This is a genomic window from Cellulomonas avistercoris (assembly GCF_014836445.1).
In the GTDB taxonomy this organism is placed as follows: domain Bacteria; phylum Actinomycetota; class Actinomycetes; order Actinomycetales; family Cellulomonadaceae; genus Cellulomonas; species Cellulomonas avistercoris.
The window spans coordinates 471580-493971 of sequence record NZ_JACSQV010000001.1; the positions used below are offsets into that span (position 1 = coordinate 471580).

Sequence of the window (22392 nt, forward strand, 5' to 3'; positions counted from 1 at the left end):
TCCATCATCCCAGGTCGGGGTGCGCGGACGGGCGCACGACCCGGGCACCGAGGACGGCGACGACCACACCCGCCACGGCCACGACGGGCACGAGCAGGAACGCCTGGTGCGTGCCGAACGCGTCGGCGAGGGCGCCGAGCAGGAACGGCGCGACGCCGATCGCGAGCGCACCGGCGAGCGTCGCGTGCGACTGCGCGCGGTCGGCGTGCCCGCGCGACACCGCCAGGAGCAACGAGACACCCAGCGGGTACTGCGCGCCGTAGCCGAACCCGGCGACGACCAGACCCGTCAGCGCCACCCCGACGTCCGTCGCCGTCCACAGCAGCGCCCACCCGGCGATCGCGATGGCGAAGGAGCCCGCGAGCAGGTGCGCCGGGTGGATGCGCAGCGAGAGCGGCCCGACGATGAACCGCATGACCGACATGCCGGCGACGAGCCCCGCCGTGGTCGCCGTCGCGATGCCCGGGCCGGCGTCGGTGCGCGCGAGGACGAGGTCCGTCGCCCAGTACGTCGTCGCGTTCTCGAGCGCGGTCGCGGCGACGAGTGCCGCGAGGAAGAGCGGGGCGGCGTGGCGCGAGACGCGGGGCGCGGCTGGCACCGGCCGGTCGACGTGCTCGCCGACCGGTCCGGCGTCCTGAGCGCTCGACCCTGCGACCGCGTCGCCAGGCCCGGACGCAGCGGCGACCGCCGTGTCCGCCCGGCCGGCACGGCTCCGCGACCGCGGCAGCGCGGGCGTCGCGGGCAGCCGGCCGACGACCAGCGCTGCCACGACCGCCAGGCCCACCGTCACCGCCACACCCGGGCGCCAGCCCCACCCGGCGGCGACGCACGCCCCGACGGCGATCGGCCCGATCAGGCCGACGGACGAGCCGACGCCGTTCGCCTCCGTGATCGCGGCCGACGCGGCCGGACCCGTGTGCTGCGCGATCCCGACCTGCGTCGCGGCGATCATCACGTTGCCGCCCATCGCGGTGACGAACATGCCCACCAGGGTCCACGGCAGGGTCGGGCCGAGCAGCAGTCCCGTGACGCCCACGCCGACGAGCACGAGGGCGGCCACGATCGTCGCGCGGCGACCGACGCGCCGGACCGCGCGCGGCGTCAGCGGCGCGGCCGCCAGCCCGCCGACGGCCATCGCGGTCCCGTGCAGGCCCGCCTGCGCGGCGGTGACGCCGAGCTCGTCGGCCAGCAGGGGCACCGAGGGGTTGAAGCTGTAGAGCAGCCAGCCCCAGACCACGAACGGCGCGTACATGCCGAGGGTGAGGCGGTCGCGCACGAACCGCGGGCGCATGGGGGACGACACGGCGGTCGACGCGGAGGGCATGGCAGAAGCATCGTCGCCGGACCGTGCCCGCTGGACGACCAGCGACGGTGACGTTCGTCGCACCGCCGCGGACGGCGGGGGCGCGGGGTGCGCCCCCGGACCGTCCGGCGTGCTCATCGCACGACGACGTCCGCGCCGTCGTCGTCGAGCGTCACCTCGTGACGGACGCCGCCCACCTCGACCGCGTACCGCCCGGGCATCCCGCTGATCGTGACGCGCCCGTCGTCATCGGTCGCCGCGGTCGTGGGCGCGAGCCACCACTGCCCGCGGATCAGGCCGCGCAGCGCGTCGTACGACGGCTTGGGCGTCCCGTCCGAGAACACCAGGCCGCCGGGGGCGTTGAGCCACATGCCGTGGTCCGAGAGCCCCCAGTACGTGATGACCTGCACCCGCGGGTCGGCGACGAGGGTCGTGTACAGGTCCACCGCGTCCTGCGCCTGGCGCTCGAGCCCGTCCGGCGTGCTGGGCCACTCCTCGACCCGGTGGTCGTTGAGGTCCTCGATGTGCGAGGGCATGTGCTGGCCGGACATCAGGGTGATCTCCGTGAAGTGCAGCGGCAGGCCGAACCGGCCGAAGCGCTCGAGCACGTCGAGCGTCTTCTCCTTGGTCCACGTGCCCTTGTGCATGTGGCTCTGCAGGCCCAGCGCGTCGATGCGGATGCCGGCGGCGAGGCACTCCTCGATGAGGTGCTCGTAGTCGGCGGACATGTCGAAGTCGTTGAGCAGCAGCGTCGCGGACGGGTTCGCGGCGCGCGCCTCCTCGAACGCCAGGCGCACCATGCCGACGCGGCCGACGGTCTTCGCGACGCGCGTGACGGCGTTGTCGTCCTGGGTGAAGACGGGCATGATCACGACCTCGTTGATCGCGTCCCACGTGTCGACGAGCCCGGCGAACTCCGACGCGTCGCGCTGGACGCGCGCGCGCAGCAGCCGCAGCACCTCGTCGTCGGCCTTGGGCACCAGCCACTGCGGGGCGACCGTGTGCCAGACCAGCGGGTGGCCCTTCACACGCGCACCGCGCGAGACGAAGTGCTCGGCCGCGGCGCGCAGCGCGGCGGTGCGGGGCCGGCCCTCCTCGGGCTCGAACGTGCCCCAGTAGAACGGCAGGGTCGCGGTGTCGAACAGGTCGAACCACAGGGCGTCGAGACGCTCGTGCAGCTCCTCCTCCGCCCCCGTGAACGGCTTGCCGGCGAGCCGGCGCCCCGCACGGTGCACCTCGTCGAACCCGATGCAGCCGAACCCGAGGTCGTGCCCGGTCTGCTCCACGGTGACGGGCGCCCCCACCAGCGGGTTCCCGGCACGGTCGAGCACCTGCACCGTCCGGGTCCGGGTGCGGTGCGCGACGGTGGGGTCGTCGGCTGCTGCGCTGGCCACGACGGCGGACGGGTGCGACTGGGGGGTCATGCGGCTCCTCAGGACATGGGGACGGAGCGTGCACGACCGCGACCGGGAGGCGAGCGTCGTCGCACGTGCGCCCAGGCTCTCATCCTCAGGCCGGGATCCCCAGCACCCACGAGGCGAGCGTCGTCACCGTGAGCGTCACCAGGAGCACCGACGCCACGCTCAGCGGTGCGCCGGCACGCATCATGTCCGGCACGCGCACGTACCCCGAGGAGTACGCGATGGCGTTGGGGGGTGTGGCCGCGGGCATCATGAACGTGCAGCCGGCCGCCAGCGCGACCGGCACGGCGAGGAGCAGCGGGCCGTAGCCGAGCGCGGCACCGACCGTGCTCATGATCGGCAGCAGCGTCGCGGCCGTGGCGGTGTTCGACATGAACTCCGTCATCGCGACGGTGAGCACGCAGACCACCCCGACGACGACCACCGTCGGCATCCCGTCCAGCCCGTGGGCGCGTTCCCCGATCCACCGCGACAACCCCGATGACGTGATCTGCGACGCGAGCGCGAGCCCGCCGCCGAACAGCAGCAGGATGCCCCAGGGCAGCTCCCGCGTGTCCGACCAGTCGAGCAGCCGCCCGCCGCAGTCCGCGCCCGACGGCAGCAGGAACAGCAGGACCGCGACGAGGATCGCCACCACCTCGTCCGTCACCGGGGTGTCGCGCCAGAGGATCGGCAGCGCGATCCACGAGACCGCCGCGAGCACGAACACGACGACGACGCGGCGCTGCGGGTGGCCCATCGGCCCGAGCCGCTCGAGCTCGGTGCGGACCACCGTGTCGTCGTCGCACAGCGGCGCGGGGTCGAAGCGGAACACGACGCGCGTCAGCAGGAGCCACGCGAGCAGCAGGAAGACGGCCGACAGGGGCAGCCCGACGGCCATCCACTGGCCGAAGGAGATCTCGACGCCGTACGTCTCGGACATGTAGCCGACGAGCAGCGCGTTGGGCGGGCTGGCGATGATCGTCCCGAACGACCCGATCGTGGCGGCGTACGCGATGCCCAGCATGAGCGCGGCGGACAGCCGGCCGTCGACCTCGCCGCGCTCACGGCCCAGCAGCGCCAGGACCGACACGCCGATGGGCAGCATCATCACCGCGGTGGCGGTGTTGGACACCCACATGCTCAGCAGCGCGGTGGCGAGCATCATGCCGAGCACCAGCCGGCGCGGTGCCGTGCCGACCAGCCGCACGACACCGAGGGCGATGCGCAGGTGCACGTCCCAGCGCTGCAGGGCGATCGCCAGGACGAACCCGCCGAAGAACAGGAAGATGACCTTGTTCGCGTACGGGGCGGCGACGTCACCGATCTCCGCGGCCCCCGCGACGGGGAGCACGACCAGCGGGAGCAGCGCGGTGACCGCCAGCGGGAGAGCCTCGGTCATCCACCAGACGCCCATCAGGACGAGCGTCGCCGCGGTCAGCGCGCCCGCGTACGCGGGCGCACCGGCGACCTCGGGCGGCATGTCGGGGACCGCCCAGAGCGCGAGCGCCGCGAGCAGGGGTCCGGCGACGAGGCCGACGGTCGAGCGGCTCGGCCGGCGCAGCCTCTCCGCGAGCGGAGGCCCGCTGCGCGGTCCGGGTCCGGCTGACGGGTGCGTGGGCGTGGCGGCGGCGGTCGTGCTGATGGCTCGACCCTCTCGTCTCGTGAGCGGGTGTGGTCGTCCCTCTCGACGCTACGTCGCGGTCGACGGCCCCTCGTGGGACCTTCGGTCGACCCGTCAGCCGGCGCGGCCGGCCCGCCGCCGGCTCACTCGACCGGGTCCGCCGCGGCCGCGAACTGGCTCTCGTACAGCCGCGCGTACGCGCCGCCGGCGGTGACCAGCTCGTCGTGGCTTCCCTTCTCCACGATCTGCCCGTGCTCCATGACGAGGATGACGTCGGCGTCGCGGATGGTCGACAACCGGTGCGCGATGACGAACGACGTGCGCCCGACGCGCAGCGCGTTCATCGCGTGCTGCACGAGCACCTCGGTCCGCGTGTCGACCGAGGACGTCGCCTCGTCGAGGATGAGGATCGCCGGGTCGGCGAGGAACGCACGCGCGATGGTCAGCAGCTGCTTCTCGCCCGCCGAGACCGAGCCGCCCTCGTCGTCGAGCACGGTGTCGTAGCCGTCGGGCAGCGTCCGCACGAAGCGGTCGACGTGGGTCGCCACCGCGGCCTCGACGATCTGGTCGTGCGTCGCCTCGTCGACGCCGTAGGCGATGTTCTCCGCGATCGTCCCCTGGTACAGCCACGTGTCCTGCAGGACCATGCCCATCTGGGAGCGCAGGGCGTCGCGCGTCAGGTCGCGCGTGTCGACGCCGTCGAGCGTGATCCGGCCGGCGTCCACCTCGTAGAACCGCATGATGAGGTTGACCAGCGTGGTCTTGCCGGCACCGGTCGGTCCGACGATCGCGACGGTCTGGCCGGGCTCCGCGACGACCGACAGGTGCTCGATGAGCGGGGTGTCGGGCTCGTAGCGGAACGACACGTCCTCGAACGCGACGCGGCCCCGCACGCGCGGGGCGAGCGCGACGGGCTGCGCGGGGTCCGGCGACTGCTCGTCGGCGTCGAGGAGCTCGAACACCCGCTCGGCGGAGGCGACGCCCGACTGCAGGAGGTTCGCCATCGACGCGATCTGCGTGATCGGCTGCGTGAACTGCCGTGAGTACTGGATGAACGCCTGCACGTCGCCGAGCGTCATCGTCCCCGACGCGACGCGCAGCCCCCCGACCACGGCCACCACCAGGTAGTTGAGGTTCGCGACGAACCCCAGGGCCGGCTGGATGATCCCCGAGATGAACTGCGCCTTGAACGCCGAGTCGTAGAGCCGCTCGTTGCGCTCGGCGAACGTCGCGGCGGCCTCCTTCTGCCGCCCGAAGACGGTGACGAGCGCGTGGCCGGTGAACATCTCCTCGATGTGCGCGTTGAGCTTGCCGGTCCAGGCCCACTGCTCGACGAACTGCGGCTGCGAGCGCTTGGCGATCGCGGCGGCGATGACGACGGACAGCGGCACCGTGACGAGCGCCACGACCGCGAGCAGCGGCGAGATCCAGAACATCATCGCGAGGACGCCGATGACCGTGAGCACCGACGTCACCAGCTGCGACAGCGTCTGCTGCACGGTCTGCGCGACGTTGTCGATGTCGTTGGTCACGCGGGACAGCAGCTCGCCGCGGGGCTGCCGGTCGAAGTACGACAGCGGGACGCGGCCGATCTTCTCCTCGACCTGCGACCGCATCCGCCGGACCGTGTTCTGCACGGCCCGCGCCGTCAGGCGGCCCTGGAGCCAGCCGAACAGGAACGCCGCGACGTAGACCAGCAGGACGAGCAGGAGGGTCGACCCGAGCTTGTCGAAGTCCACGCCGGCGCCGACCGTCAGGGCCGACATGCCGCCGACGAGGTCCGCGAGCTGGTCCTGCCCGGCGGCGCGCAGCGCCTCGACCGCCTGCGACTGCGTCGTGCCGGCGGGGACGACCTGCACGAGCTGGCGCGACACCACACCCTCGAACAGCACGTCGGTGGCGGTCCCGAGGAGCTTGGGCCCGGCCACCGCGGCGGCGACGGACAGCGTGCCGAGCACGAGGACCGCGATGAGCCGCGCGCGCTCGGGCCGCAGCACCGTGAGCAGCCGGCGCAGCGAACCGCGGAAGTTCATCGACTTCTGACCCGGCATCCCCAGGCCCATGCCCATGGGCCCTCCGCGCGGGCCGCCCGGGGGCGGTCCGGCGGGTCGCGCGTCCTTGGTCGTGGCGCTCATGCCGCCTCCTGCGCGCTCAGCTGGGAGTACACGATCTCCTGGTACGTGGGGCTCGACGCGAGCAGCTCGTCGTGCGTGCCGTCCCCCACGACGCGTCCCTCGTCCAGGACGAGGATGCGGTCGGCCGACCGGATGGTCGCGACGCGCTGCGCGACCACCACGACCGTGGCCGTCCGCGTCTCGGGGACGAGGGCCGCGCGCAGGGCGGCGTCGGTGGCGTAGTCGAGCGCCGAGAACGAGTCGTCGAACAGGTAGATGCTCGGGCGCCGGACCAGCGCGCGTGCGATCGCCAGTCGTTGGCGCTGCCCCCCGGACAGGTTGGTGCCTCCCTGCGCCACCGGCGCGTCCAGGCCCTCGGGGAGCTCCTCGACGAACCGTCGCGCCTGCGCCACCTCGAGCGCGTGCCACAGCTCGTCGTCGTCGGCGTCCGGCTTGCCGAACTGCAGGTTGCTGCGCACGGTGCCGGTGAACAGGTACGGCCGCTGCGGCACGAGCCCGATGCGGGTGCCGAGCGCGACCGGGTCGGCGTCGCGCACGTCGACGCCGTCGATGAGGACACGTCCCCCGGTCACGTCGTACAGCCGGGGCACGAGGTGCAGCAGCGTGGTCTTGCCGGAGCCGGTGGAGCCGATGATCGCCGTGGTGCGGCCGGGCTCGGCGACGAACGACACGTCGTGGAGCACCGGGTCCTCGGCGCCCGGGTAGCGGAACTCCACGCCGCGCAGCTCCAGGAGCCCGGGGCGCGCCTCCGCGCCGGTCGGGAAGGCGACGGGACGCTCCGGCGGCACGACCGTGGTCGAGGTGTCGAGGACCTCGCCGATGCGGTCGGCGGAGACCATGGCCCGCGGGACCATGACGACCATCATCGAGCTCATCATGACGGCCATGAGGACGAACATGATGTAGCTGAGGAACGCGATCAACGAGCCGATCTGCATCTGCCCCGCGTCGACCCGCTGCGCCCCGAACCACACCACCGAGACGCTCGAGAGGTTCATCACCAGCATCACGACCGGGAACATCAGGGCGAACAGCAGCCCCGCCCGCAGCGAGGCGATGTAGAGGTCCGTGTTGGCCACCTCGAACCGCGCCTGCTCCTGGCGCTCGCGCACGAACGCCCGGATGACGCGCACACCGGACAGCTGCTCGCGCATGACACGGTTGACCGCGTCGATGCGCGTCTGCATCTGCCGGAACCACGGCACCATGCGCGACACGATCAGGCCGATGACGACCGCCAGGACGGGGACGATCACGAGCAGCAACCCCGAGAGGGGTATGTCCTCGCGCAGCGACATCACGACGCCGCCGACGAGCATCAGCGGCGCCATCACGAGGAACACGAAGGTCATGAACACGACCATCTGCACCTGCTGGACGTCGTTGGTCGTCCGGGTGATGAGCGTCGGCGCACCGAACTTGCCCATCTCCTGCTGGGAGTAGGACTGCACCTGGGCGAACAGCCGCGCCCGCACGTCACGGCCGAAGGCCATCGCCGTGCGCGCGCCGAACCAGACGGCCGCGATGGACGCGACGACCTGGACCAGGCTCACGCCGAGCATCACCCCGCCGAGACGCCAGATCGTCGCGGTGTCCCCCTGCGCGACCCCGTCGTCGATGATGTCGGCGTTCAGGCTCGGCAGCCAGAGCGTCGCGATGACCTGCACCAGCTGCAGGACCAGCACCGCGACGACGGCACCCCGGTAGGGCCTGAGGTGCTCCCGCAGCAGACGGACAAGCATGGACGGCGCCCTTCCCTGCGATGGTCCCCCGGTCGTTCCGTACGGCCGACCGCGGGGGCGGGCCGACCACGGCAGGTACACGATGCCCCGCGCGGGGCACGGACGCACGACCATTCCGCCGAGGGCGGACAGCGCGACGCCCGCCCCCCGGGGGGGGGGGCCGGGGGGTCCCGGGGCGTGCGCAGGTGACGGTGTCAGGGTGCCTGCTGCTCCGGCGGACGGGGCTCATCGCTCGTCGGTGCCGGCTGCGAGGGCGCCGGTGGCGCCTGCGAGGGTGCCGGCGACCCGTACGCGGGCTGCTGCGGCGCACCCGGGCCCGTGCCGGGGCGCTGCCCACGCTCGGCGGACGGGTCGAACGGCACGCCGGACAGGGTGCCCGCGCTCGTCGCGTCGGCCGTCGCGGCCGCCGACTCGCGCCGTGCCTCGGCCAGCGCCTCGCTCGGGTCCGTCAGCGAGACCGGGGGCAGCTCGCCCTCGGCGATGGGCGAGCTCCCCGCGGGACGGGTCGGGTAGTCGCCCTCCTCGCCACCGCCCTGGAAGCCCTTGGAGAGCCAGCCCAGCGCGCCGCTGAGCTCGGCAGGGAGGAACCACATCTTGTTGGACGGGCTCGCCGCGATCTTGGGCAGCGTCTGGAGGTACTGGTACGCGAGCAGCTTGGGGTCGGCGTCGCCACGGTGGACGGCGTCGAACACCTGCAGGATCGCCCGCGCCTCGCCCTCGGCCCGCAGGATCGCCGACTGGGCCTCACCCTCGGCCCGCAGGATCGCGGACTGCTTCTCGCCCTCGGCGGTGAGGATCGCCGACTGCTTGACGCCCTCCGCGGTGAGGATCGCCGCACGACGGTCACGCTCGGCGCGCATCTGCTGCTCCATCGAGCCCTGCACCGACGCGGGCGGGTCGATCGCCTTGAGCTCGACGCGGTTGACGCGGATGCCCCACTTGCCGGTCGCCTCGTCGAGCACGCCGCGCAGCTGGCCGTTGATCTGGTCACGGCTCGTCAGGGTCTGCTCGAGGTCCATCGACCCGATGACGTTGCGCAGGGTCGTGACCGTCAGCTGCTCGATGCCGGTGATGTAGTTGGCGATCTCGTAGACCGCGTCCTTCGGCGACGTCACCTGGAAGTAGATGACGGTGTCGATGCTCACCACGAGGTTGTCGGAGGTGATCACGGGCTGCGGCGGGAACGAGACGACCTGCTCGCGCAGGTCGACGCTCGCGCGCACCCGGTCGACGAACGGGATCAGCAGGTGGAGACCGGCGTCCAGCGTCTTGTTGTACCGCCCGAGCCGCTCGACGATGATCGCCACCGCCTGCGGCACGATCCGCACCGCGCGCACGAGGGCGACGACGACGAAGATCAGGACGAGGACGAGGACGAGGATCAGCGCGATCTGGCCGGCACCGGGGCCGTCGTTCATGGGACCTCCGCAGGTACTGCCGCCCGTACCGGGACGGCCACGGTGACCCGGGCTCCGGGTCGGATGTCTCGGTCGACCTGTGTCAGGCGGGCGCGACGCCCGGCGCGGCGGTGTCACCCGGGGCGTTGGCTGCGGCCGGGCTGACGACGGCGGTGGCCCCGTCGATCTTCGTCACCGTCACCGCGGTGCCCGGCGGCAGGGAGCCGCCGTCCGCGGTGCGCGCGGTCCACACCTCACCGACGAGCTTGACCCGGCCGGTGGTGCCGTCGACCGTGGAGACGACCGTCGCCGGGCGCCCGACGAGTGCCGCGGCGTTGGTCTCGGGCAGGTCTACGCGGCCCTTGAGGTGCCGCAGCAGCCACGGCCGCAGTGTCGCCAGCAGCACGATCGCCGTGAGCGCCGCGACGAGGATCTGCACGGCCACGGGCGCTCCGAGCGCGTACGCCAGCGCACCCGCGAGGGCGCCGCCGGCGAACATGACGAGCACGAGGTCCAGGGACAGCATCTCGAGGATGCCGAGCGTCAGGGCTCCCCCGACCCACCAGAGCCAACCCATGCCCGCCACCTCCGCGCGTCGCCGTCGTCCGTGGACCGATCCTATGCGATGGCTTTGCTCACCCGGGGGTGGTGGGTCACGGTACGGCCACGATCAGGCCGTCACCGCACCCGTCGCGTGCGCGGCCCAGCGGCCGTCGACGTGGTCCAGCCGCAGCGGCACGTCGAACGCACCGGACAGGTTCTCGGCGGTCAGCGTCTCGTCGATCGGCCCGGCGGCGAACACCCGGCCGGCGCGCAGCAGCAGCAGGTGCGTGAAGCCCGGGGGGATCTCCTCGACGTGGTGCGTCACGAGCACCAGCGCGGGTGAGCGCCGGTCGCGCGCGAGCTCGGCCAGCGCACCGACGAGCTCCTCACGTCCCCCCAGGTCCAGGCCCGCGGCGGGCTCGTCCAGGAGCAGCAGCTCGGGGTCGCTCATGAGGCTGCGGGCGATCTGCACGCGCTTGCGCTCACCCTCGGACAGGGTGCCGAACCAGCGCTCCGCGAGGTGGGCGACCCCGAAGGCCGCGAGCAGGTCCGTGGCACGCGCCTCGTCGACGCTCTCGTACGACTCGCGCCAGCGACCCGTCACGCCGTAGGCCGCGGTGAGCACGACGTCCCGCACGGTCTCGCCGGACGGGATGCGGTCGGCGAGCGCCGCGCTCGCCAGGCCGATGCGGGGTCGCAGCTCGAAGACGTCGGTCGCGCCCAGCCGCTGCCCCAGCAGGGTCGCCGTCCCGGAGGTCGGGTGCATGCGGCCCGAGGCCACCTGCAGCAGGGTCGTCTTGCCGGCGCCGTTGCGACCCAGCACCACCCAGCGCTCGGCGTCCTGGACGCGCCACGACAGGTCCTCGAGGATCGTCGTCGCCCCCCGGCGGATCGTCACGTCCTGCAGGTCGAGCACGTCGGTCATGTCCACAGACCCTAACCGTCCCGGGGGGCTCGACGTGCCGTGCGGCGCGCGTCCCGGTCGATCTCACAGTGCCGGTCGGTCCCGGCTCTCACAGCTCGATCGTCAGCATCGTGGACGAGTGCGCGACCTCGTAGCCCAGCGCCGCGTAGATCCCGTGGGCACCGGACGGGTTGTCGGTGTCGACCTCGAGCTCGGCGTACCGCATCCCGTCGGCCGCGTACGCCCGCATGACCGCCGCCAGCAGCGCGACGGCCACCCGCCTCCCCCGCCACTCGCGCCGCACGCCGAGCAGCTCGGTGTAGCCCGAGGGGTAGCCGGCGGCGGGCCAGTCGTGCTCGTAGCGCCCCGAGACCGCGTAGCCGACGACGTGGCCGGCGTCGTCGAGCGCCACGAACGACCACGACGGCGCGAACATCGACCGCGCCGCACGCCACTGCTCGGGGGTGCGCGGCTCGGAGCCCCAGTGGTCGGCGAACACCTCGTTGTGAGCCAGGCGCACCGCGTCGTCGAGCTCCGGGGACCACGGGACGACACGCAGTCCGTCGATCTGCGGGATCCCGGGGAGGGGGACATCGAGCGGACGTCGCATGTGCGTGTAGTAGCGGATCGGCCGGAACCCGCCGGCCTCGAACAGCCGGGCGACGTCGGGTGTCGCGTCGTCGCCGTAGGTCGCGATGCGGGCCGGCAGCTCCTTGCCGGAGGCGGCCAGCAGCTGGCGCGCCCGCGCCTGCGACCAGGCGACCAGCGCCGTGCCGATGCCACGCCCGCGCCACTCGGGGTCGACGTCGCCCTCGACGAACGCCCGGACGACGCGCTCGTCACCCGGGGCGGTGTCGACCTGGGCCCACGCGCGCACGGTCCCGGCGGGATCGGTCCCGACGAGCGTGTCGTGCCGCAGGTCCCGCCACTCCCCCTCGAGCTCCTCGACGACCTCCACGGCGGACGTCCGGTACGGCAGCCCGTCGGCCTCCTGGCACCTCACCTTGAGCGCCGCGACGGCCTGCCCGTCGTCGAGGGTCGCGGGGCGCCACGTCAGGCCCAGGCCGGGTCCCGGCTGCGGCACCTCCTGCGGCGCCGCCACGCGGACGGCCAGAGGGACGGTCGTGTCGGTCATGACCACCAGACTGACGCGCGCGGCCGCCGCCGGTCCACCGTTATGTGCGGTGCACACGGGCGCGTGCCGGACCGGTCAGGCGTCGATGCGCGAGGCGTCCAGGGCGTGCGCGTTCGCGACGATGAAGTCCTTGCGGGGTGCCACGTCCGAGCCCATCAGCAGCTCGAACACCTTCTCGACGTGGGCGGCCGCCGCCTCGGCCTCCCCGATGCGCACCCGGCGCAGCGTGCGGTGCCGGGGGTCCATCGTCGTCTCGGCCAGCTGGTCGGCGTCCATCTCACCCAGGCCCTTGTAGCGCTGGATGTCGTCCTTGTACCGCTTGCCGGCGCGGTCGAGCTTCTTCAGCGTGCTCGTGAGCTCGGCCTCCGAGTAGGTGTAGACGTACTCGTTCTTGCGCGACCCGGCACCGATGACCTCGATGCGGTGCAGCGGCGGCACCGCGGCGTAGACCCGCCCGTCCTCGACGAGCGGGCGCATGTACCGGAAGAAGAGCGTCAGCAGGAGCGTGCGGATGTGGGCGCCGTCGACGTCGGCGTCGGTCATCAGGACGATCTTGCCGTAGCGCGCGGCCTCGAGGTCGAACGTGCGCCCCGACCCGGCGCCGACCACCTGGATGATCGCGGCGCACTCGGCGTTCTTCAGCATGTCGCCGACGGACGCCTTCTGGACGTTGAGGATCTTGCCGCGGATCGGCAGCAGCGCCTGGAAGTCCGAGCTGCGGGCGAGCTTGGCGGTACCGAGCGCGCTGTCGCCCTCGACGATGAACAGCTCGCTGCGCGCGACGTCGTCGATGCGGCAGTCCGCGAGCTTGGCCGGCAGCGAGGACGACTCGAGCGCGTTCTTGCGGCGCGAGATCTCCTTCTGCTTGCGGGCCGAGACGCGCGCGCGCATCTCCCCCACGACCTTGTCGAGCAGGAGCGACGAGTGCGCCTTGTGGTCGCGCTTGGGCGACGCGAAGATCTCGGTGAGCTGCTGCTCGACGACCCGGGCGACGATGCCGCGCACGGGTCCGGTGCCCAGGACCTCCTTCGTCTGGCCCTCGAACTGCGGCTCGGCGAGTCGCACGGTGACCACGGCCGTGAGGCCCGCGAGCACGTCCTCCTTCTCGACCCGCTCCGACGACGAGTCCTTCACCGAGATCTTCAGGCGCCGGGCGTTGGCGGCCACCTGGGCCCGCACGGTCTTGAGCAGCGCCGCCTCGAAGCCCGCCAGGTGCGTGCCGCCCTTGGGCGTCGCGATGATGTTGACGAAGCTGCGCACCTCGGTCGCGTACCCCGTGCCCCACCGGACGGCGACATCGACGTCGCACGTGCGCGAGACCTCCTGCGGCGTCATGTGGCCGCGGTCGTCGAGCACGGGCACCGTCTCCGTGAAGGTGCCCTGACCGGTGAGGTTCCACGTGTCCGTGACCGGGGCGTCCGGCGAGAGGTGCTCGACGAAGTCGACGACGCCGCCCGTGTGCAGGAACGTCTCCTCGTGCGGGCCGTGCTCGCCGGGTGTGCCGGGGACGCGGCGCTCGTCGCGCAGCGTGATCGCCAGGCCGGGCACCAGGAAGCTCGTCTGCCGGGCCCGGGTGACGAGCTCGTCGTAGGAGAAGACCGCGCTGTGGGGGAAGATCTGCCGGTCGGCCCAGTACCGCACCCGCGTCCCGCTGACGCCCTTGGCGACCTTGCCGACGACGGCGAGCTCGGAGCCCTGCACGAAGGGCTCGAACGGCGACTCGGGGCTGATGCCGGCGCTGTCGTCGTACACGCCAGGCTCACCGCGGTGGAACGTCATGCGGTGCGTCCGCCCACCGCGGTCGACCTCGACGTCGAGGCGTGCGGAGAGCGCGTTGACGACCGACGCCCCGACGCCGTGCAGACCACCGGACGCCGCGTACGAGCCGCCACCGAACTTGCCGCCGGCGTGCAGCTTGGTGAGCACGACCTCGACGCCCGTCAGGCCGGTCTTGGGCTCGACGTCCACGGGGATCCCGCGCCCGTTGTCACGCACCTCGACGGACGAGTCCGCGTGCAGCACGACCTCGATGCGGTCGCCGTGCCCGCCCAGCGCCTCGTCGACCGAGTTGTCGATGATCTCCCACAGGCAGTGCATGAGGCCGCGGCTGTCGGTGGTGCCGATGTACATGCCGGGTCGCTTGCGCACGGCCTCGAGTCCCTCGAGCACCGACAGGTGCCGCGCGGTGTAGCCGGCCTGAGCGGAGGTCGTCGTCACGGCGCCGATCGTAGCCGGGTGGGCTGACGCACCCGGTCCCGCCATGCCGCTCGACCGCCGACGCGGCGCCGGGGCCACGTGTCGGGCCTGTGACGCGTGTGGCACGTCACGTTGCGGCGGGGTCACGAACGCGTGACACCTCGTCACGATCTTGTACGCAGAGAGCGAACCACCCGCCTTCGAGGGCATGGATCCGGTGGGCGGGTGGTTGTATGGAGATGTGACAGGGACGACGATGGAATCCAGGACCCCGCTGACGGCTGCCGACCGCTGCGACCGCTGCAACGCGCAGGCCTATGTCCGCGTCGTGCTCCCGGTCGGTGAGCTGCTCTTCTGCGCCCACCACGCGCGGGAGCACGCGCCCAAGTTCGCCTCGGTCGCGACGCACGTCCAGGACGAGACGGACCGGCTGCTCGCCGAGCACGGGGCCGGCCCGGGCGCAGCCGGCTGACGAGCGCACCACCACGAGCCACGAAGGCCCCGGACCTCATGGTCCGGGGCCTTCGTCGTGCCCGGGCGCGGCGGCGCTCGGTGCGCACCGGTCCTGGCCCCGCGGACGACGAGAGCCCGGCCCCTCGGTGGGGCCGGGCTCTCGTCACGTCCGCGGACGGTCAGTCGAGGTAGTCGCGCAGCACCTGCGAGCGCGACGGGTGACGCAGCTTCGACATCGTCTTGGACTCGATCTGGCGGATGCGCTCGCGCGTCACGCCGTAGACCTTGCCGATCTCGTCGAGCGTCTTGGGCTGGCCGTCGGTGAGGCCGAACCGCATGGACACCACGCCCGCTTCGCGCTCCGAGAGCGTGTCGAGGACCTGGTGCAGCTGCTCCTGCAGGAGCGTGAAGCTCACGGCGTCCGCGGGGACGACGGCTTCGGAGTCCTCGATGAGGTCACCGAACTCGCTGTCGCCGTCCTCACCGAGGGGCGTGTGCAGCGAGATGGGCTCGCGACCGTACTTCTGGACCTCGACGACCTTCTCAGGCGTCATGTCGAGCTCCTTGGCCAGCTCCTCCGGCGTGGGCTCGCGGCCCAGGTCCTGGAGCATCTGGCGCTGGACGCGGGCAAGCTTGTTGATGACCTCGACCATGTGCACGGGGATGCGGATGGTGCGGGCCTGGTCGGCCATCGCGCGGGTGATCGCCTGCCGGATCCACCACGTGGCGTACGTCGAGAACTTGTAGCCCTTGGTGTAGTCGAACTTCTCGACCGCGCGGATCAGACCGAGGTTCCCCTCCTGGATGAGGTCGAGGAAGAGCATGCCGCGGCCGGTGTAGCGCTTGGCCAGGGAGACGACCAGACGGAGGTTGGCCTCGAGCAGGTGGTTCTTGGCCCGGCGGCCGTCCTGCGCGATCCACTCCAGCTCGCGACGCATCTTCGGCTCGAGCGTGTCGCGGATCTCCGCGAGCTTCTCGTCGGCGAACAGACCGGCCTCGATGCGCTTGGCGAGCTCGACCTCCTGCTCGGCGTTCAGCAGTGCGACCTTGCCGATCTGCTTGAGGTAGTCCTTGACGGGGTCCGCGGTGGCGCCGGCCGTGACGACCTGCTGCGCGGGGGCGTCGTCGTCGTCCGCGTCGGAGTAGACGAAGCCGGTGTCCTCGGGCTCGTCCTCCTTCTTCGCGGCCGCAGGCTTCGCCTCGGTCTCGTCGTCGCCGGCCTCGGTGTCGTCCGTCTCGACCTCGACCGTGTCGGGGACCTCGACGTCCTCCAGCTCGGTGACGTCGACGTCGACGACCTCGTCGACGGCGTCGTCCGTCACGTCGGACGCCTTGGCGGCTGCACCCTTCGCGGTCGCCTTCGCGGCGGCCGTCCTGGTGCCGGCCGCCTTGGCCGCGGCAGTCTTGGTGGTGGCCCTGGCCGGCTTGACGGCGGCGCCGTCGGTGACGGTCGCCTTCGCGGCGGGGCGCGACTTCGCGCTCGTCGCCGCGACGGCGCGACCGGCCGAACCGAGGTCGTTCACGTCGACGCCTGCCGTACCGAGACCTCGGACGACGGCGCGCAGCCTCTTGGGGCCCTCGACGCCGGCAGCCTCGCAGGCGGCGCGAACCGAGGCGCTGTCGACGCTCCCGTGGGTCCGTCCACGCATGACCAGCTCCTGCAGCGCAGGGTGCTGGAACTCACGCGGGAGTGCGGGGTGGGGGGTCTGGGACGTCAAGAAACGACCTTTCGTCAGCGCGGCAACCGGAACCGTGGAGAGTCCGAAGGACCGGGAGACAGACAGATATTGTACCGACCCGCAGGGGCCTGCCGCGCGTGCAGCCGCGCGCGTCGCCGGCGGCACGTGGATCGTCCCCGGGGTCGACCTCCTGCAACGCCGCGAGGGCCCGGGTCATTCCCGGCGCGCGACATCCGGGCGCGGCTCTCCTCGCACGACCCGACCGGCAGGGTCCGCGACCCGGACGCAACCCGTGGTGACGCCGCACCGGTACCGGTGCCTGCGTGTCAGCCTGCGGGCTTGACCGTGAGCACGGGGCAGGGCGCGTCGAAGAGGACCCGCTGCGCGTTGGACCCGAGGATCAGCTTGCCGACGGGGCTCCGCCGGCGCAGACCCAGGACCACGAGCTGTGCCCCGACCTCCTCGGCCGTGCTGATGAGGTCGTCGGCGACATCGCCACCGTCGAGCAGGCGGACGTCGTGCTCGACACCCTGGGCGGTGAGGTCGTCGCGGACCTCGCCCAGTGCCTGCTCGACCTCCGCCCGACGCTCGGGCGTCTCGTCGCGGCGCACGCTGAGCACCACCACCACCGGGACGGACCGGCGTCGAGCCTCCGCCACGGCGGCGTCCAACGCTGCGTGCCCCTCGGGGGTCGCCAGGTAGCCGACCACGATTCCCATCGCCGCTCCTCCTCCTGGCCCCAGCCGGCCTCGACGGCGACGCTACCCGAGCGCGGGGCCTGCGACGACCTCGACAGGCGCGCAGCGCACGACCGCTGACCGGCGGCGACGCACCCGTCGACCAGCGCGGACGCACGCGGTCGGCCACTCCGAGGCCCACGACGGTCCCGCCCGGTGCCGCTCTCACGGCTCGCGACGCACCCAGCCGGGCGCCAGCCCGGCCTCGACGGCGCTGCGCATGAGGCGCCCGAGCCGGTACTCGGGGTCGTCGTCCAGCGCCCGCTCGAGCAGCACGGCCGCACGCGCGCCGTCGCCCTGCCACCACGCCACGGTCGCGAGCAGCGTGGCAGCCGGCGCCTGCCCGCCGCGGCGACCGTGCGCCACGACGTCCTCGAGAGCGCTGCGCACGGCCCGCACCGAGTCGTCCGGGGGCTGCCCCTCCCCCGGGTCCACGAGTCGTGCGATGGCCGAGCGGATCTCGGCGTCCTCGTCCGGGCCGGCGTGGGCGAGCGTCCGCTCGGGCAGCGACCCGGCCTCCGGGAGGCACGCGACGAGGACCGCGTCACGTACCCGGCGGTCGACCAGCCCCGCCTCGACCCGACCCAGCAGCGCCGGACGCGACACCGGGCCCCGGTGGTCCGTGGCCGCGTACGCGACGAGCGCGCGCCACGCGGCCAGGGACTCCGCGCGCCACCGTGCCAGCGCCTGCGGCCCGCTCACCGCCGCCCTCACCCGGGCGTCCGCGCGGCGCCGGCGTACCCGCGCGACGGCACGACGGGCCGCGGGCGGCGCTGTCCCCACGTCTCCCAGCTGCTCGCGACCCGCGGCCACCACGGACCCGGCCAGGACCATCTCGGCACCGGCCCGGGTGGCCTGCAGGTCGCTCAGGGGGTGCCCCTGCGGCGGGCAGCACGTCTCCTCGCACGAGCGGCAGCGGAAGGTGGTGTCGCCGACCAGGACGACCTCGACGCCGCCGAAGGGGACGTCGAAGGCCTCCGCCACGTGCGACGCGGCAGCCTCGGCGAGGGCGGCGCCCCCAGGGGCGGACGTCTCGGTGTAGACCACGAGGGCCGCGCGACGCGCGCCGTCGCGGTGCAGGTGGGTCGCGAGCGACCGGGCGACCTGCGGGCCGTGCGTCGGGTCGGCGACGTCCGCGAGGTCGACGCGCGCGACGAGCCCCACCTGCCCGCGTCGCCCACGCAGGCTCACCACCACGGCGCTGTCGCGGGGCTGGAAGCCGAGGAGGTGCGGGACGAGAGCGAGCAGCTCGCGCGGTTCGCCGAGCCGGAGGAGGAGAGGTTCCATGGGTCCACCGAACCGCGCGGCGCGCGGACCGTGGGGCGTGTCGGCGGGACCTGTGGGCGGACCCCGCTCGAGCCGGGCCTGTGGGCGGCTCACGCGCCCGTCCCGCCACCGTGCGGTCGCGGCTACCCTGGCGCCGTGCCTCGTCCGACTCTCCTCGCCCTGACAGCCGCGACGCTGCTCGGGCTCGGTCTGGTGACAGGCTGCACGACGAGCACCGCGCCGCCGTCCGCGACATCGTCCGCGCCCACCGCGACACCTACACCCACGTCCGGTGAGCACCTGCTCACCGACGACATCGCGGAGGACACCGCGGTCGGCACGCTGGCCCCCAGCTTCCCGACCGACCTGGTCCCCGTGCCGCCCGACGCCGAGGTGCTGGTGTCCTCCGCCGAGCCCGTCGGCGAGGCGACCCTGCGCATCAGCCTCAACGTCCGGACCGGCCAGGACACCGCGGGTCTGCTCGAGGCCGTCCGGGCACCGCTGCTGGCCGCGGGCTTCACCGAGTCCGCGCCACCGGCAGCCGAGGCGGGCCTCGCCGCCCAGACGACGTTCTCCCGCTCCGAGGGGTCGGAGCTGCTGGTCGTCGGCGTCCTCGATCGCGACGGCCTGCGGACCATGACCCTCGGTGGGACGGTGGCCGCGCCCGCGCCCTAGGGTGGGCACGTGCCCCCCGCGAACGCTGCTCTCGTCGACCGTGAGAACCTGCGCGCCGGTGTGGACGCGGCCCTCGCCCGGCACGTCGCCGGCCTGCGCGAGACCTGCCGCGCCATCAGCCCGGACGCCGCACCGCTGGCCGACGCGGTCGAGAGCATGCTCGCCGGCGGCAAGCGGCTGCGTGCCGCCTTCTGCTACTGGTCGTGGCGTGCCCACGGCGGGACGCCAGGCGACGGGCGGGAGCAGGCGGTGCTGCGCGCAGGCGCCGCTCTGGAGCTCTTCCAGGCGGCGGCCCTGTTCCACGACGACGTCATGGACGACTCGAGCACGCGTCGGGGACGGCCGACCGCGCACCGCGTCTTCACCGACGAGCACCAGGCCGGCGGACGTCGTGGCGAGCCCCGGCGCTTCGGCGACGGCGTCGCGATCCTCCTCGGCGACCTCGCGCTCGTCGCGAGCGACGACGAGATGACGCGTGCGCTGGCCGACCTCCCCGCGTCCGTCGCGCACGCGGCGCACGCGGTGTTCGAGGAGATGCGGACCGAGGTGACGGTCGGGCAGTACCTCGACCTCCTCGCCCAGACCATGCCGTGGGGCGATCCGCAGGAGGACGAGCGGCGGGCACGCGAGGTCGTCCGGGCGAAGTCGGCGCGCTACAGCGTCGAGCACCCGATCGCGCTGGGGGCGGCGCTCGCCGGGGCCGACGACGACGCCGTGGCCGGCTGCCGCGCGGTCGGGCTGCCGCTGGGCGAGGCGTTCCAGCTCCGCGACGACCTGCTCGGCGTGCTCGGCGACCCGTCGACGACGGGCAAGCCGACCGGCGACGACCTGCGCGAGGGCAAGCGCACGGTGCTGGTCGCACGGGCGCTCGCCCGTGCGACCGCCGCGGGCGACGCCGATGCCGTGGACACCCTCACGCGCGGCGTCGGGGACCCCCGCCTGGACGCCGTGGGCGTCGCGACGCTCACCGACCTGCTCGTCCGCACCGGTGCGGTGGCGGAGGTCGAGCAGCTCATCGAGGAGCTCTGCACCGAGGCCTTCGCGCAGATCGAGGCACGCGACTGGCCCGAGCCCGCGCGCGGCGCACTCGTCGACCTCGCGCACGCGGCGGTCCAGCGCGCCGCGTGACGACGGGTCCGCTCGTACGGACCCGCCCGTCGGCTAGATGTACTGACCAAGACCGTTGTTGACGTAGCGAGAGACCTCCGGGTCGAGTTGGGACTGTCTAGGAACCGACTCTGACCACGGAGGTCTCTCGTGTCTCACGCTAACGCCCGGCTGACCCCTGCCGGCAGGCTGGTCCTGGTCCGTCGCATCGCAGCCGGGCGCCCGGTCGCGCACGTCGCCGCCGAGATGGGCGTCTCCCGGACCACGGCGTGGCGCTGGTGGCGCCGCTTCACCCTCGAGGGCACGGCCGGGCTCATCGACCGGCCGAGCATCGCGCGCACCCACCCTCGTCGGACGGCCCCATGCGTGGAGACACGCGTGCGGATCGCACGGATGCTGTCCCGGCGCGGACCGGTCTGGATCGGCCACCACCTCGGCCTGCCGGCCTCGACCGTGGGACGGGTCCTGGCTCGCCACCGGGTCCCTCTCCTGCGTGAGTGCGACCCGCTGACCGGCCTGCCGATCCGCGCCTCACGCCGCACCGCGAACCGCTACGAGCACCCCTACCCGGGCGCCTTGGTCCACATCGACGTCAAGAAGCTCGGCCGCATCCCCGACGGCGGCGGGTGGAAAGCGCACGGTCGAACTGAACGACCCGCGCACAAGCGCGGGTTGGGCTACGACTACGTGCACACCGCGATCGACGACCACTCGCGCCTGGCCTACGCCGAGATCCACGACGACGAGAAGGGCACCACCTGCGCCGGGTTCCTGGCTCGCGCGACAGCGTTCTACGCCGCCCACGGGATCACCGTCGAGCGCGTGATCAGCGACAACGCCAAGAACTACCGGCTCTCACACGCGTTTCGCGACACCGCTTCCGAGCTGGGCATCACCTTGAAGTTCATCCGACCGCACTGCCCCTGGACCAACGGCAAGGCCGAACGCCTCAACCGCACCCTGGCCACCGAGTGGGCCTACTCACGCGTTTTCAGCACCAACACCGAACGCGCTGCCCTCTTGCCTACCTGGCTCGACCGCTACAACCTGGAACGACCCACCTCGGCATCGGCGGCCTCCGGCCCATCGACCGCGTCAACAACGCTGCGGGTCAGTACAGCTAGAGCAGGGCCTGGGCCACGCGTCGCACCTCGGTCTTGCGGCCGGCGCGCAGCGCGACGATCGGCGCGACCCCGAGGGTCTCCTCCGGCGTGAAGAGCCACTCGATGGTCTCCTCGTCGGAGAAGCCGTCGTCGCCCAGCACTGTCAGCGTGCCCTGCAGCGCCGCCAGGACGGCCCACGGCCGCTCGGCGGAGGGCGCGTCGGGCGCGGCCGGGTTGGAGAGGTGGCCGGGCACGAGGCAGTCGGCCGGCACGCTCAGCACGGGCGGGCTGCCCCGGCGCACGGCGACGAGCCGCCGCTCCTGCAGGAGGCGGCGCACCCTGCCCGCGTCGATGCCGAGCATCTCCGCCACGTCAGGGACGGTCAGCCAGCTGCCGACGAGAAGGTCCAGATCCGAGGTCGAACTCACCCGGTCAGCCTACGGGTCCGGTGCGCAGGGGCCGTCATCCGGCCCGCGGGGTTTCCGTCATGGACATTCTCGTCTAGCGTCGAAGTTCGTCACACCTGTCACATCAGCACCACACGTCACGCCGTGCGACTCGGCGAACACCGCACCACATGCTCGACGACCGCCCTGGGGGGGCCATGTCCGCACTCACTCCGCGTCCGCGCACCGTCGCGCGCGCCGCGACCGGGACGGGCGCGACGCTCGCTCTCGCGACCGTCGCGCTCGCCGCCACCGGCACCGCCGGCCACGCCGCCGACTACACCGTCCGCGAGGGCGACACCCTGACCTCGATCGCCAAGCGCAGCGGGACGACCGTCGCCCGGATCGCGGCCGACAACACCCTGGCCGACCCCTCCCGCGTGCGCGTGGGTCAGGTGCTGCGACTCCCGGACGCCGCACCGGCGTCGGCGGCCACGCCCGCGGCCGCTCCTGCGGGCACCTCGTACACGGTGCGCAGCGGCGACACCGTCTCGGCCATCGCCGCCCGGCACGGCACCACCGTCGCCGCCGTCGTGGCCGCCAACGG

The 22392-nt window shown here is 73.1% G+C and carries 18 protein-coding genes and 1 pseudogene; 5 read left to right on the forward strand and 14 right to left on the reverse strand.

Going from position 1 to position 22392, the window contains the following annotated elements; genetic code table 11:
* Nucleotides 1-4: 4 nt before the first annotated feature.
* The 10 genes from H9657_RS02185 to H9657_RS02230 form a co-directional block, all read right to left on the reverse strand.
* The gene (locus tag H9657_RS02185) at nt 5-1324 is read right to left on the reverse strand and encodes an MFS transporter (protein WP_225214356.1); all 1320 of its coding nucleotides are present in this window, start codon (nt 1322-1324) and stop codon (nt 5-7) included.
* 113 nt (nt 1325-1437) lie between these two features.
* On the reverse strand, nt 1438-2727 hold the full coding sequence (locus tag H9657_RS02190) for an endo-1,4-beta-xylanase (protein WP_191779841.1): 1290 nt from the start codon (nt 2725-2727) through the stop codon (nt 1438-1440).
* Nucleotides 2728-2812: 85 nt separating this feature from the next.
* The gene (locus H9657_RS02195) at nt 2813-4348 is read right to left on the reverse strand and encodes an SLC13 family permease (protein ID WP_191779984.1); all 1536 of its coding nucleotides are present in this window, start codon (nt 4346-4348) and stop codon (nt 2813-2815) included.
* 122 nt (nt 4349-4470) lie between these two features.
* Nucleotides 4471-6462, reverse strand: a complete 1992-nt coding sequence (locus tag H9657_RS02200; protein WP_191779843.1) for an ABC transporter ATP-binding protein — start codon at nt 6460-6462, stop codon at nt 4471-4473.
* Nucleotides 6459-8204 carry an ABC transporter ATP-binding protein gene (locus H9657_RS02205; protein ID WP_191779844.1) on the reverse strand — a complete coding sequence of 582 codons (1746 nt, stop codon included), beginning with the start codon at nt 8202-8204 and terminating at the stop codon, nt 6459-6461. Before H9657_RS02205 ends, H9657_RS02200 begins: the two co-directional genes overlap by 4 nt.
* A 194-nt stretch (nt 8205-8398) precedes the next feature.
* Entirely contained in the window at nt 8399-9622 is a 1224-nt protein-coding gene (locus H9657_RS02210) for an SPFH domain-containing protein (protein ID WP_225214358.1), read from the reverse strand.
* A gap of 82 nt (nt 9623-9704) precedes the next feature.
* Nucleotides 9705-10178, reverse strand: a complete 474-nt coding sequence (locus H9657_RS02215; protein ID WP_191779846.1) for an NfeD family protein — start codon at nt 10176-10178, stop codon at nt 9705-9707.
* Between the two features lie 93 nt (nt 10179-10271).
* Complete coding sequence (locus H9657_RS02220; RefSeq protein WP_191779848.1) at nt 10272-11069, reverse strand: ABC transporter ATP-binding protein; 798 nt, start codon at nt 11067-11069, stop codon at nt 10272-10274.
* Between the two features lie 88 nt (nt 11070-11157).
* Nucleotides 11158-12183, reverse strand: a complete 1026-nt coding sequence (locus H9657_RS02225) for a GNAT family N-acetyltransferase (RefSeq protein WP_191779849.1) — start codon at nt 12181-12183, stop codon at nt 11158-11160.
* A gap of 75 nt (nt 12184-12258) precedes the next feature.
* Complete coding sequence (locus H9657_RS02230) at nt 12259-14400, reverse strand: DNA gyrase/topoisomerase IV subunit B (RefSeq protein ID WP_191779851.1); 2142 nt, start codon at nt 14398-14400, stop codon at nt 12259-12261.
* 235 nt (nt 14401-14635) lie between these two features.
* Between H9657_RS02230 and H9657_RS02235 the strand changes: the two genes are divergently transcribed.
* On the forward strand, nt 14636-14851 hold the full coding sequence (locus H9657_RS02235) for a DUF7455 domain-containing protein (protein WP_191779853.1): 216 nt from the start codon (nt 14636-14638) through the stop codon (nt 14849-14851).
* Between the two features lie 160 nt (nt 14852-15011).
* Here the strand turns inward: H9657_RS02235 and H9657_RS02240 are convergent, their stop codons facing one another.
* The 3 genes from H9657_RS02240 to H9657_RS02250 all read right to left on the reverse strand — a co-directional run bounded on the left by H9657_RS02240 (nt 15012) and on the right by H9657_RS02250 (nt 18535).
* Nucleotides 15012-16550 (reverse strand): RNA polymerase sigma factor, encoded by a 1539-nt coding sequence (locus tag H9657_RS02240; protein WP_225214359.1) that lies wholly within the window; start codon nt 16548-16550, stop codon nt 15012-15014.
* Between the two features lie 287 nt (nt 16551-16837).
* Nucleotides 16838-17230: a universal stress protein gene (locus H9657_RS02245; RefSeq protein WP_191779855.1), complete on the reverse strand. Its 393-nt coding sequence runs from the start codon at nt 17228-17230 to the stop codon at nt 16838-16840.
* A gap of 183 nt (nt 17231-17413) precedes the next feature.
* Entirely contained in the window at nt 17414-18535 is a 1122-nt protein-coding gene (locus H9657_RS02250) for a DUF4192 domain-containing protein (protein WP_191779857.1), read from the reverse strand.
* Nucleotides 18536-18670: 135 nt separating this feature from the next.
* Here H9657_RS02250 and H9657_RS02255 point away from each other — a divergent pair, with 135 nt between their 5' ends.
* From H9657_RS02255 to H9657_RS02265, 3 genes and pseudogenes are all read left to right on the forward strand, one after another.
* Entirely contained in the window at nt 18671-19189 is a 519-nt protein-coding gene (locus H9657_RS02255) for a hypothetical protein (protein WP_191779859.1), read from the forward strand.
* Nucleotides 19190-19198: 9 nt separating this feature from the next.
* Nucleotides 19199-20317 (forward strand): polyprenyl synthetase family protein, encoded by a 1119-nt coding sequence (locus H9657_RS02260; protein WP_191779861.1) that lies wholly within the window; start codon nt 19199-19201, stop codon nt 20315-20317.
* 129 nt (nt 20318-20446) lie between these two features.
* Nucleotides 20447-21420, forward strand: a pseudogene (locus tag H9657_RS02265) (IS481 family transposase).
* Here H9657_RS02265 and H9657_RS02270 read toward each other — a convergent pair.
* Nucleotides 21417-21827, reverse strand: a complete 411-nt coding sequence (locus tag H9657_RS02270; protein ID WP_191779863.1) for an Rv2175c family DNA-binding protein — start codon at nt 21825-21827, stop codon at nt 21417-21419. The pseudogene H9657_RS02265 and the gene H9657_RS02270 sit on opposite strands and share 4 nt — an antisense overlap.
* Nucleotides 21828-22003: 176 nt before the next feature.
* Here H9657_RS02270 and H9657_RS18845 point away from each other — a divergent pair.
* Nucleotides 22004-22392, forward strand: a 389-nt coding sequence (locus H9657_RS18845) for a LysM peptidoglycan-binding domain-containing protein (RefSeq protein ID WP_225214519.1), incomplete at its 3' end; no start/stop codon positions are given.

Coding starts and splice junctions, on each gene's coding strand:
- H9657_RS02185 (WP_225214356.1), bottom strand. CDS start 1,324: ATGCCCTCCGCGTCGACCGCCGTGTCGTCCCCCATGCGCCCGCGGTTC.
- H9657_RS02190 (WP_191779841.1), bottom strand. CDS start 2,727: ATGACCCCCCAGTCGCACCCGTCCGCCGTCGTGGCCAGCGCAGCAGCC.
- H9657_RS02200 (WP_191779843.1), bottom strand. CDS start 6,462: ATGAGCGCCACGACCAAGGACGCGCGACCCGCCGGACCGCCCCCGGGC.
- H9657_RS02205 (WP_191779844.1), bottom strand. CDS start 8,204: ATGCTTGTCCGTCTGCTGCGGGAGCACCTCAGGCCCTACCGGGGTGCC.
- H9657_RS02210 (WP_225214358.1), bottom strand. CDS start 9,622: ATGAACGACGGCCCCGGTGCCGGCCAGATCGCGCTGATCCTCGTCCTC.
- H9657_RS02215 (WP_191779846.1), bottom strand. CDS start 10,178: ATGGGTTGGCTCTGGTGGGTCGGGGGAGCCCTGACGCTCGGCATCCTC.
- H9657_RS02220 (WP_191779848.1), bottom strand. CDS start 11,069: ATGACCGACGTGCTCGACCTGCAGGACGTGACGATCCGCCGGGGGGCG.
- H9657_RS02225 (WP_191779849.1), bottom strand. CDS start 12,183: ATGACCGACACGACCGTCCCTCTGGCCGTCCGCGTGGCGGCGCCGCAG.
- H9657_RS02235 (WP_191779853.1), top strand. CDS start 14,636: ATGGAATCCAGGACCCCGCTGACGGCTGCCGACCGCTGCGACCGCTGC.
- H9657_RS02245 (WP_191779855.1), bottom strand. CDS start 17,230: ATGGGAATCGTGGTCGGCTACCTGGCGACCCCCGAGGGGCACGCAGCG.
- H9657_RS02250 (WP_191779857.1), bottom strand. CDS start 18,535: ATGGAACCTCTCCTCCTCCGGCTCGGCGAACCGCGCGAGCTGCTCGCT.